Genomic DNA, 11,810 nt, shown 5'->3' with positions numbered 1-11,810 from the left:
CGTGTAAGAGGGCTAGAAAGGTTTTTATGGCTTAGGGCCAGCCCGCCCCAAGATAACTTTAAATAATCCCAAAATAGTTATTGAAAATAATTATCATTTAGATTATCTTGTGAATGCCTGTTCGACGTTGGGTAAAAAACGGTCTTGGCTTAGCGTCGCTAAGGGATAGACGCCCGTCTATCCCTTATTTTTTCAAACACGACGCGAACACATAACCCGTCATTTTGTCTATTTTGTATCACCAAATGTCCACGATGCGCATCAGTAATCTCGCGGCATAATGCTAACCCTAATCCACTTCCTGTCGCTTTAGTCGAATAAAATGGCACTAGGGCATTCGCCATTACGCTCTCAGACATACCTTTGCCCTTATCCAACACTTCGATCACGACTTGCGATGTATTCTGTGTAATCACTAATTCCACATCGTCAGGTGCACTCCCCGATTCATGGGCATTTTTTAGCAAGTTAATGAGCAACTGCTCTAATTGGATGGCGTCGGCTTTTAAATCAACGGGTTCTGGCATAGACAACTTAAATGGATACTGCTGCGCTAATTGCGCTAAGACATCATCCCAGCTAATGGTGTCAAATACTGGTACCGGAAGTTTGGCGAATTTTCCGTATCCCTGCACAAATTGGTTTAGGTGGGCAATACGCTCTTCAATAGTGTCAAACACCCGAACCAAACGCGGATCACTATTTTGGTTACTCACTATCTTCCCACTATGTAGCAGACTGGAGATTGGACCGAGTGAGTTATTGAGCTCATGGCTTATTACGCGAATAACCTTCTTCCAAACCGATACCTCTTGTCGATTCAACTCCCGTGTCATTTGTTTCAAAATAAAGAGCTTATGTGATTGGTTATTCAGTAAGAATGTCCCCTTTGCGATATGCCACGTTTCAACACCTTTGTCTTCAAGCGGTAGTGTAAATAGCCCTTCCTGACGGTTGTTCATCATATCGCCAAGTGCGCTTGGCTTTTGTGTCAAAAGCGTGTCAATCAACTCACCTTCTAAGCGATGGGCCGCGTTGAAAAAGTGTCTCGCTTGGTAATTACTAAACACTATTCGATTGTCACTATTTACAAGTAACAACACATCAGGAGACGTTTGTAGTACTTTGTCTAACATAAGTTCCCGCTGATGAAGCCACTGTTTTTCTTTTCTTAGCGTTTCGGCAGTTGCGTTGAATAAGGCGCAAAGCTCGCCAAACTCATCAGAAGAGGTACACGCCAATGTTGATGAATACTCACCGTCTTTAAAATTAAGTAGCCCTACATTAAGCGCTTTCAAGTTCTTATCAATGGGCTTTGTAAGTGTGTAAAAACAAAAACCGCTCAACACAAGTACACCACTTATAATCAGAATTTTGGTTTCAACCGACAAAGCAACGAAATACAACAAAGGCGCAATACCAACGGCGGTAGATGCCATTGCCGCAGCAATCAGTTTATTTCTAATGGTATTCACGATTTGTAATCTATCGCGTACTTGTCTAAACGACGATAAAGTGCCTGACGAGACAGACCAAAATGTTTAGCGACCTTAGCGATTACGCCATTGTAAGTCACCAAAGCTGCCTCTATTTCTACTTGCGTTGGCTCTGTTGTATTTGCTCTAGGCACTGTGTTTTTTGCCTCGCTTGTCAACCCGAATGCGTCTGCACCTAACACGCCTTCAGGGTATAGAATGTCAACTCTACGACAGGCGTTTTCTAACTCTCTTACATTGCCTGGCCACATGTGCTGCGTGATAGCTTGTTGGGCGGTAAGACTCAGTTCCCGACCGGGTAGAAAATGTTTTACCAACGCTAACGCATCATCCCCACGCTCGCACAGAGGAGGAACATTTATCTCGATAACGTTGAGCCGATAAAATAAATCTTCTCGAAATGTGCCTTTCGCAATATCTGCCACAAGATCAGCGTTGGTTGCGGAGATAATCCTCACGGTAGTGCGCTGAGTTTTCACCGAACCCAACTTTTCAAATTCACCGGTTTGTAAGACGCGAAGTAATTTCACCTGACCAGATAGTGGTAAGTTTCCAATTTCATCTAGAAATAAAGTTCCACCATTAGCTGCTTCAAATCTGCCAATTCGGCTTTTATTGGCGCTTGTAAACGCCCCCGCCTCTGCACCGAACAATTCTGCTTCTATGAGCTCTTGAGGTAGTGCACCTGCATTCACTTTAACGAAAGGCGCTTGATTTAACGGTGACTGTCGCTGAATGAGCTCTGCAATTTTCTCTTTTCCGCTACCATTAGGGCCAGTGATCAAAACTGGTACGTCAGACTTTGCCACTTGAAGTGCCATATCAACAACGCGCTGCATTGCGGCACTATCGTAAACCAGCCCGACACTTTGCGCCGCTTGCTTGGCGGTATCAAATACGTTGGCGTGCTGTTGTAGCGCCTTGTTCTTTGTATTGGCTTGCCCTAACGCTATTAGATTGTTTACTGTCGTCACTAATTTTGTATCGTCCCAAGGTTTTGGGATGTAATCTGCCGCCCCCGCTTTTACAAGTTCGACGGCCTGCTCAAGCTCAGTCCATGCGGTTATCAAGATAATCGGAAGCAATGGATTTAAGCTACGTAGGTCACTAAACAGCACTCTGCCCTCTTCGCCTGACGTAGTATCCGCACTAAAATTCATATCTTGGATCACTAGCGCTATAGATTGGTAGTTAACTATTTGAAGTGCCTCTTTAGGCGAGGTGGCAGTGACTATTTGATATCCGTGGATCTCTAGTAGTAGCGACAACGCTTCTAGCACTGCAGTGTTGTCATCTACTATTAAAATCTTCGTCATTGAAATACGTATCCATTCTACTGTTTGTTTTTATTGTCATAAGCGCTGCTTACCCACAATAGGTAAGCAGCAATATTAGCGCATATTAAATACTTCTTGTTGCTATGCTAGGTGAAATGTTTGCGGCACGCATAGCGGACAACACTACTGCCAATAAACTCATTATCAGAATACAAAAAGCAGTAACCAGCACATACTCTATCTCCAGCGCTTCAATGGAGTAGGCTTTCATTAGTCCTCGACCTAAGAAAATAGCGGCGATGCTACCTATCACTAGGCCTACTGTACATATCATGGCATTTTCAACCAAGAAATAACGCACAATAGCAGATTTTCGTGCACCTAAAGCTCGACGCGTTCCAATTTGTTTAGTGCGTTTGCTGATATTGAATTGGGTCAACCCAAAAATGCCCAGCGCGGTAACCAAAACCAGTATAACCACCAGCACAATTAACATACGCATCATGAGTACGTCAGTAGCATCATAGGCTTCTTTACTCTCGTCAAGGCCGTCCACATTGATGATCACGCGCTTGTCATAGGCTGATAACATCTTGTCTTCTATGATCTTCATGATATTAGCACGCTCATTTGCATCGGTTCTTACAAGAAAATGCTGATAACTTTGCGCATTAATATAGGGAATAATACCCGTGGTATTACTATCTTCTGCACGAGGCCATGCACTTTCCATTAAGGCGACAACACCGATTATTTCAAGGGCTCTTCCATCAACGTAAATCGATTTACCCAGTGCAGACTCATCATCAAACATGCTCTTAGCGAGTGCCTGCGAAACGATAATAGTAGTAGGGCCATTGTCGTGATAGCTATCACTAATCATGATTTCCTCAGGCCTGAAATTTCTTCCTTCGATGAGTTCTACACCAAAGGTGTCAAGTGCATGTTCATCGCCGTAGAAGTACATCAAGCGGCCTTCTCTCGATTGCTCTGGAAGGGGTTTTAACCTAATTGAGGTAGACGAACCACCGCCTGATAGCGGCACGGCCTGGGTAAGTGTGGCGTTAATAACACCCGGAATTTGGCGCAACATGGCCTCGTCTAATTCAGTCTGCTGTCTTAAATCAATGTCCTTTCCGAAGGTCATTACAGTAAAGCTAAAGATCTCTTGCTGAGGATAGCCAGTGTCTTCGCGCAAGTAAGATAAATTATCGTTAATCATAAAAGCCGCATTACTGACAATTGCGGTTGTCAGTGCAATTTGTAAAAACAGTAAAACAGCACCTACTTTGGAGCGCAGCAGTGCGCTAAATATTGGTTTTATATCAAGCATGATACGCCCTCCTATTGGCTCTTAAGGTAAATAGCTGGCTGAGTCTTACACACCAACCACGCAGGGTATAAGCCTGCTATAAAACTCGCGAGTAGTGAGATGGTCGGCGCAGCAAGTAGCATCGACCAATCCATCGTCGCAAGGGCATTGTAATAGTTGTTTGTCGTGCGCACTCCCCACAAACCTAACTGCGCAACAGCAATACCTAGTAGGCCACCTGCAACACCAATGACAGAGACTTCGACAATGTGCTGCAAAAATATCTGACGCTTGCTCGCGCCAAGTGCACGCCTTACCCCCACTTCAGGTGCTCTTTTCAAAAACTTCGCTAACAGAAGCCCAAGAATATTTGCTACACAAACCATTAAGAACATAAAACTAAGTGCGACGAGAATACGATTATCTTCAGATACCACTTCGGTATATTCCATCCACTCATTAACGTTGCGTAGCTTGTATTCTAAATTGTCACGTTGAAAGCGCCCCCGAGCTTTCTGGTCTTCCATATAAGCCATTAAAAACTGGCCATAAGCCTCTTTTTGTTGTTCGTTCTCCAACAATACCCAAAACTGTGTCCAGAGCTTTTCAGAGGCCAGCAAATCTTGATACCCTCTCATCGCTTCTTGTTTCCAGCCGTTCATGTTGCCCCACGTGCCAACTTCTTCTAGTGGCGCTATGGTGAATGGAATGTAAATCGACTCTGATGAGTTAAAAGCACCGTTGTTTACATCATAGTACTTTACATGGTGGTCCCAATTTTCAGTTACCCCCACAATCCGATAGCTCTTGTTATCTAAGAATATTTCCTTGCCGACAGAGTTCTCTCCATTGAAAAAACGGTCGTTAATCTCCTTGGTGATAACGGCAACATAAGGTTTGTTCTCTTGCGCGTCACGCGACCAAGCTTGGCCATAGATGAAAGGCCTATCGAAAATGTCAAAAAACTCTCTATTGACGAGTCGCGCCGGTTCCATGCGAGGCTTAACATCTGGCGTATTAAGGTGCACTGAAAACCCGCTGCGAAAACTGGGGCTGCTCAGTACATCAATGTCCGCGTTATAAAGGTTTGTGGCATCTTGGTAAGTCAGCTGGCGAGGCAAGTTGTCAGAAGAATTCCATTCATTACCCTCATCCATTAACTGCAATTGTGGGTAATGAATTTTGCTACTCTTGTGAGGAATTGGATCCATTGACATCATGTGGAACACTGACAGACTCGTCATGGTAATGCCAATTCCAATGGCGATTGCAAATACCATCAAGAAACTAATGATGGGCGTACTCTTAATGCTCCGCCAGCTTAAATCAATATAGTGAAGTAGCATATTACACCCCAGCCGCTTTCAAGCGTTCAATATCACCAACCGATTCAGAATCAGGGTTGCCCTGATATAGCGTAAAATCCGCCAGCTGACCATCAACCACTTGAATGTTACGAGGTGCTCTACGCGCTAGTTCTGGGTCGTGCGTCACCATAACGATAGTTGCGCCATTGCGGTTAATCTCTTCGAGTAACTCCATAACCTGACGAGCCATCAAGGTATCTAGATTACCGGTAGGTTCATCGGCAAGCAAAAAGCGAGGATTACCTGCAAGTGCTCTAGCAATGGCAACGCGCTGTTGTTGGCCACCTGAAAGCTGCTGTGGAAGGTGTTTAGCTCGACTCGCAAGTCCAACTTGCTCCAAGCATTCATCAATTCTGCGTTTTCGCTCTTTCGACGACACACCACGATACCGTAAAGGTACTTCAACGTTTTCAAAGATATTGAGGTCGGGAATTAGGTTAAAGCCTTGGAAGATAAAACCAATTTTTTGATTGCGCAAATCAGCTCGTTGATTGTCAGACAATCCTCCCACATCAATGCCATCAAGGGTATATTGCCCTGAGGTGAAGGGCTCTAATAAACCTGCCATGTTGAGGAACGTAGTTTTACCTGAACCGGATGGGCCAGTAACTGCAATAAATTCACCTTCGTTTACTTCAAGCGAAAAATCTCTTAATGCATGGGTTTGAACACTGTCCGTTTGATACACCTTGCTAATGTTGTGCATTTTTAACATTTTATTATTCCTTGTCTTATCGAAGTAGCACCGAAGGCGCTTGTTTAAATTTGTCGTAGTTTGATGTAATGATTTGATCGCCTTCTTGAAGGCCTTCAAGAATCTCCACTTCACGCATACTGGTAGCACCTATTTGAATAGCCACTTTTTCTGCGATATCTCCGCGTACGATATAAGCGGTATGCCCACCAGATTGAAGAAAGCTACCTCGTGCCACTTTCAGCACATCACTTTTGTTTTCTAATAAAATACGCGCTGACACTTGTTGATTCTGACGGATAGATTGCACACTGTTTTCAGGAAAACGAACACGGGCAGTAACTTGGCGCTCGACGACTTCAGGCGATATTGACACCAGCTTGCCAAGTACAGTTTCTCCGCCCATGGTTAGCTCTACATCCATTCCAATACCGAGTTCGCCAGCATAACTTTCTGCTACATTGAGTTGTGCTTCATAGGCAGACAAGTCAACTAGCGTCATCAGCAGTTCATTTTTGGCCACCAGCGCATTTGGCTGAATAAGCACATTACCCACAATGCCAGAAACGCTTGCTCTTATGCGTAAGTTAGCCAATTGACGTTCAAGCTCTTTTACAATGAGAGCTTGCCTTGCCACTTTGTCTTCACTGGTTTTAAGCTCAAAGGCTAAGGTATCCGCCGCTAGCGCTATTTCACCCATGGCGTGTTTGTGTGTAACCCGAGCGCGTGCTAAATCGTCCTGCGCTTTTTCAAAATCAATCTGGCTGATGAGATGATTCTCTATTGATAACGCTGCACGCTTGTCTTCGCGCATAGCGGCATCAAGTTCGACCTTGGCCAAATCAGCTTGCTTATTTAGCAGAAGTGTTTGACGTCTGACATCGAGCTCCTGACGAGCTAGGTCACTTTGTAAACTGGCGAGCACCAACTGCTCTTGCTTCAATGTACTTTGCAACTCGGGAGAGTCTACAACCGCTATGGTGTCACCGGCCTTGATAAAATCACCTGGCATAACATTGAGCATGACATAGCCTTGCTCTGGGCTATAAACTTGAGGGGCATTTGCGGCGATGATTTTGCCCGTGGTAATGATATCGCGCACCAAATCACCTTTAGAAACGGTATGCACTTTTAACGACTCTTTAGCTAAAGAAACATCAGCCGTCGGCGCAGACAGTAGCATGTACCCCAATACACCCGCTGCAACAACCCCACTCAATGACAGAACCCAATTCTTTTTATGTGTTTTGCGCTCTACAACGCTATCTTGGTTGCTTGTATCTTTAATCATCGAGTTTCCCTACCGAATAGCGTTTCTATGTTGGCCAGCACTATGCTGAATACACAGACCAACAAGGGTGCAGAAATATAATGAAGTAACATCATAATGGCCTTGATTCCTCAGTGGCATATACCGATTTAGTAGCGGTATGCGTTGTAATTGATTTTGCTACTGAAGCTAATACCAATAGCATGCCAAAAGTTAAATAATTGAATTTAATAGGAATTTAAAAGACAGACATAGAAAAAGTGTCCGCAGCGGACACTTTTGACTGTCCGGCAGTTTATCGCGGACAGACACATTGGAAATGAATGACTACTCGTATAAATACAAGAAATAAAACTGAAATAGAAGAGATCTAGCTTATGAGCGTATTGAGCAGTCTGAAGAGCTTATTCATGTCTATTGGCTTACTGAGGTGTTCGTCGAACCCTTCTTGCAAGTAATGCTTTACATCACTGACCATTGCATTAGCGGTAAGCGCCACAATAGGGATTGTGGGGTTTACTGCCTTAATCTTAAGCATTGCCTCTACACCATCCATCTCTGGCATTTGAATATCCATTAAAATAATGTCGAAATGTTTTTGTGTCGCGGCCTCTACCGCTAGTTTGCCATTTGTCACGGTAAGCATTTTTGCGCTCGTTTTTTCCAGCATTGAGCGCACAATCATACGGTTTATTTCATTGTCTTCTGCTATCAAAATGCGCTTGCCACTTAACTGTGGTGTGTTAAAGATGTTATCCGGCAACGGTTTAATTACCTGTGTCGCTTTAGGTAATGGTAAATGCACCGTAAATGTGGTCCCGACGCCTGTTTGACTTTGAACATCGATAGTTCCCCCCATCATTTTCACCAAGCTCAGCGTGATAGACATGCCAAGCCCGGTTCCTCCAAACCTGCGTGTGGTGGAACTGTCCGCTTGCGAGAATCGCTCAAATACGCGCGTCAAAGCTTCTTCGCTCATGCCAATGCCAGTATCAATTACCGTTAGACCTATCGCTGCCCGGCTTTCTAACGTGATAGGGTAAAGGTTGACCGTTACATTGCCATGTTCAGTAAACTTAACTGCGTTCGATACCAAATTTAGGCAAATCTGCTTTACTCTGACCATATCGCCAAGCCAGCCATCAGAAAAGGCCTCATCAATATTCGTAATAAGTTCAATACCTTTCTGACTCAATATACCGTCCACTTCAAAGCGCACCGACTTAAGCACTTCGGTCATCAAAAATGGAGCCTGCTCAAGGTCGAGTTTGTTATCTTCTATCTTTGAGTAGTCAAGAATATCATTGATAATGGTCAATAAAGATTGCGCAGAAGACGTAGCATTTTCCAACATGATTTGTGACCGCTTATCTAAGCTGCGCTGGTCAACCATTTGCAATCCGCCCAAAATGGCATTCATTGGCGTTCGAATTTCGTGACTCATATTGGCTAGAAACTCGCTCTTGGTTTTACTCGCCTTCTCAGCTTCGTTTCTTGCCCACTCTAGCGCATTTATCGCTTCATTCTTTTCGGTAACATCATAATTAACACCGATAACCCGCAATGCTTTTCCTTTGTCATTGCGAATAATTTCGGCACTCGCTTTAATGGTTCTAATGTTACCGTTAGAGTGGACTACACGAAACTCGGGTTCAAATCGCACACCTCCTTTTACCGCTTCGGTAAGCAAATTATGACAGTAAGCAATATCGTCAGGGTGTACACTGTTTTGCCATGCCTCATAAGCGCCAGAGAAACAGCTTTCAGTTATTCCATAAAGCTTGTACATCCATTTATCCCAGATGAGCTCGTCTGTTTCGACATCCCACTCCCATACACCAATTTCAGCAGAATCGTTAGCCAGCTTTAGACGCAGTGCATTACTTTCCGCGTGCTCTTTGGCCGATTGCAACTGCGATTCAATCGCTTTTTGTTCCGAGATATCTTGTACAACAGAGCAGATAAACTCTTCATCTGTTGCGCTTTTAATTTGTACACCTGACAATTGAACGGGATAAACGTGCCCATCTTTGTGAATGTACTCTTTGACATAAGGGCCATAACGGCCTGTTTTAGTAAGTGAAGTTAGCTGCTCTTGTTCTTGCTTATCATATTTTTTGGGTGTCAGCTGCCAATAGTCCATCTGATTTAATTCATCAACATCGTACCCGCTAAAACGGCTAAACTCTTTATTCACATAGTCAAATTCCCCACTACTCATTTTATTTATGGCAATGCCTACTGGAGCGAGGTTTACGAATAGTTCAAACTTTTCCTTTTCTTTCAAATAAGCCGTTTTAACACTTTCGAAATCAGAAACCACATCATCCAGCTTGCCCTTTGTTTCCAAAAGCTCGGAAATATCCCTCCCAATTGCAAGTACAAGCTGCTTGTCTTCAAGAGGAAGCGAAGTAAGAGACACTAAACACTGAAAGGTTGAGCCATCAAGGCGACTGTGCACCCATTGAAAAAGTTGAGGGCCATGAACAAGGGTATCTTCAATATATTTTTTTGCTAGTTCATCTGAACGCCGACCGCATGGCTGGTACTCAGGTGACAAATCGGAAGGTGAAAGGTTTAGAAAATATTGAGCACTGCCAACGCCGTGAAGATCAATGGCAGCTTGATTACATTCAATGAACTTGCCCGACGTTAGATCAATTATTGAAAGCGCGTCACCAGAGACATCAAAGAGTGTTTTATATTTTGTGTTTTCGGCCTCAGCACGTCTCAGCGCTAGTTTTAGCGCTTCTACTTCTTGTTCTAACGCGCGTAATCGCTCACTCATACTTCCACTTTGCCCCTACCATTACAACTACATCAAACTATAGCAGTATTTGTGCAAGGCTCTACATGAACACATAGTTAAAAGAAAAATAAGGCCTATTGGTTATGCACTGAGCCTTCTGCACTTTGCTTGATGAGCTCACCATAAAATTGAATTGCACTAATATAATCTGTAATAGGAATTTGCTCATTTACACCATGAAACTGTTTAAGGGTTTCGGGGTTAAGCTCTACCATCATAAATCGATAAATACTGTCTGACAGTGCGGTGAAGTGTTTTGCATCTGTGCCGCCTTGAACTAAATATGGCGCGACCAGCGTTTCATTTTGCATAGTCCGGATAGTGCTCTCAATTAAGCGATACCCCATACTATCCATGGTAGACACATTACTGGCTTCATTTGCCATGTAGGCTTCAACACCCACACGAGGATCATCAATAGTTCCGTTTACATGCGCCACCAAGTCGTCGATAGTCATGCCTGGCATAAGCCGGTAATTTATTACGCCAACTGCCTGAGTTGGCAATATATTAGACTTTGAACTTCCTTCAACCATAGTCGCGGCGGTCGTGGTGCGAATGCTGGCGGCAGAGCTTGGCTTGCTCAACATCGCGCCTTCGATAAGCGGGGAAAGCAACCACAAATTAGCCATAGCCATGCGGGTTGGAAAGTCGGTGTAGTAACCCATTTTTTCGAACGTTTTGTTGATGAACTGGAAATCTGTAGGCAATTGGTTATTTTCAAGCTTCACAATGGCCTGACTGAGAACACCAACTGCGGTATGTTCAGGAGGTTGCGATGAGTGCCCGCCATCATCATTCACTGTTAAACGAATATTTGCATAGCCTTTTTCTGCAATACCCACCACTGCAACTGTGCGCTCAGTTCCCACCATCAGGCCTCGTGTAATCGCACCGCCTTCATCAAGCACAAATTCAAATTCAATATTCTGCGCTGCAAACCAGTCTGCAACTTTTGCGGCGCCTTGCTCACCGCCAATTTCTTCATCGTGCCCAAACGCAAAGTAAATAGTGCGTTTAGGGGTCAGTCCTTTGGCTAACAAATGTTCCATTGCTTCTAGTAACGCAAACACCGTCACTTTGTCATCTAGAGTGCCTCGCCCCCATATCGCCCCGTCACTTATATCTCCACTAAAAGGAGCGTGAAGCCATTGTGATTCAGTCGCAGAATCTACAGGCACTACATCCATATGCCCCATAAACAAAGCTGGCTTTAGCGTCGAGTCGGAGCCTGCTAGTTTGTAGACCAAACTGTATTCACTGATGACAGTTTTGCTCATTTTGTTGTGAACAAGGGGGTAGGAAGATTCTATGAATGCATGCAAGCCTGAGAAAGCTTGGTGGTCGAACTTAGTAGCGTCTTCATGGGAAATTGTTGGAAAACGAATAGCCTTGGCGAAACGCTCTACCACTAGTGACTCGTCAATAATAAGTGGTGAAAATGACGCATTTGGGGAAACTTGATTATCACTAAACACGGTAAGCGCGCGGACAACCAGTAGAGACACCAACACTAACAACGCTAAAACAGCTATCCCAATTGCTTTTTTCATTTTCACATCCCTTATTATTGTTATTGGTAAAT

8 protein-coding genes are annotated in these 11,810 nt (G+C 44.0%); all 8 read right to left on the bottom strand.

Annotation, left to right across the window (positions count from 1 at the left end; translation table 11 throughout):
• Window positions 1-158 precede the first annotated feature (158 nt).
• Entirely contained in the window at window positions 159-1,439 is a 1,281-nt protein-coding gene (locus JN178_RS05760; protein WP_442859697.1) for a sensor histidine kinase, read from the bottom strand.
• A 32-nt stretch (window positions 1,440-1,471) separates the two neighbouring features.
• Complete coding sequence (locus tag JN178_RS05755; protein WP_202264390.1) at window positions 1,472-2,812, bottom strand: sigma-54-dependent transcriptional regulator; 1,341 nt, start codon at window positions 2,810-2,812, stop codon at window positions 1,472-1,474.
• Between the two features lie 85 nt (window positions 2,813-2,897).
• Entirely contained in the window at window positions 2,898-4,106 is a 1,209-nt protein-coding gene (locus tag JN178_RS05750; protein ID WP_202264388.1) for an ABC transporter permease, read from the bottom strand.
• Window positions 4,107-4,117: 11 nt separating this feature from the next.
• Complete coding sequence (locus tag JN178_RS05745; protein WP_202264386.1) at window positions 4,118-5,431, bottom strand: ABC transporter permease; 1,314 nt, start codon at window positions 5,429-5,431, stop codon at window positions 4,118-4,120.
• 1 nt (window position 5,432) lies between these two features.
• Window positions 5,433-6,167, bottom strand: coding sequence for an ABC transporter ATP-binding protein (locus tag JN178_RS05740; RefSeq protein WP_159623284.1), 735 nt, complete (start codon window positions 6,165-6,167; stop codon window positions 5,433-5,435).
• 16 nt (window positions 6,168-6,183) lie between these two features.
• The gene (locus JN178_RS05735; RefSeq protein WP_202264384.1) at window positions 6,184-7,437 is read right to left on the bottom strand and encodes an efflux RND transporter periplasmic adaptor subunit; all 1,254 of its coding nucleotides are present in this window, start codon (window positions 7,435-7,437) and stop codon (window positions 6,184-6,186) included.
• A 349-nt stretch (window positions 7,438-7,786) separates the two neighbouring features.
• Window positions 7,787-10,204: a PAS domain-containing hybrid sensor histidine kinase/response regulator gene (locus JN178_RS05730; RefSeq protein WP_202264382.1), complete on the bottom strand. Its 2,418-nt coding sequence runs from the start codon at window positions 10,202-10,204 to the stop codon at window positions 7,787-7,789.
• A gap of 95 nt (window positions 10,205-10,299) precedes the next feature.
• The gene (locus tag JN178_RS05725) at window positions 10,300-11,778 is read right to left on the bottom strand and encodes a M20 family peptidase (protein ID WP_202264380.1); all 1,479 of its coding nucleotides are present in this window, start codon (window positions 11,776-11,778) and stop codon (window positions 10,300-10,302) included.
• Between the last annotated feature and the right edge of the window lie 32 nt (window positions 11,779-11,810).

The organism is Alteromonas sp. KC3 (assembly GCF_016756315.1).
In the GTDB taxonomy this organism is placed as follows: Bacteria; Pseudomonadota; Gammaproteobacteria; order Enterobacterales; family Alteromonadaceae; genus Alteromonas.
Note: the sequence above shows the minus strand (reverse complement) of the source record. Positions and strands in the feature narration are given on the sequence as shown.

Bases quoted from the DNA above. Each gene is read 5' to 3' on its own strand.
- JN178_RS05760 (WP_442859697.1), bottom strand. From the start codon at position 1,439: ATGGCATCTACCGCCGTTGGTATTGCGCCTTTGTTGTATTTCGTTGCT.
- JN178_RS05755 (WP_202264390.1), bottom strand. From the start codon at position 2,812: ATGACGAAGATTTTAATAGTAGATGACAACACTGCAGTGCTAGAAGCG.
- JN178_RS05750 (WP_202264388.1), bottom strand. From the start codon at position 4,106: ATGCTTGATATAAAACCAATATTTAGCGCACTGCTGCGCTCCAAAGTA.
- JN178_RS05745 (WP_202264386.1), bottom strand. From the start codon at position 5,431: ATGCTACTTCACTATATTGATTTAAGCTGGCGGAGCATTAAGAGTACG.
- JN178_RS05740 (WP_159623284.1), bottom strand. From the start codon at position 6,167: ATGTTAAAAATGCACAACATTAGCAAGGTGTATCAAACGGACAGTGTT.
- JN178_RS05735 (WP_202264384.1), bottom strand. From the start codon at position 7,437: ATGATTAAAGATACAAGCAACCAAGATAGCGTTGTAGAGCGCAAAACA.
- JN178_RS05730 (WP_202264382.1), bottom strand. From the start codon at position 10,204: ATGAGTGAGCGATTACGCGCGTTAGAACAAGAAGTAGAAGCGCTAAAA.
- JN178_RS05725 (WP_202264380.1), bottom strand. From the start codon at position 11,778: ATGAAAAAAGCAATTGGGATAGCTGTTTTAGCGTTGTTAGTGTTGGTG.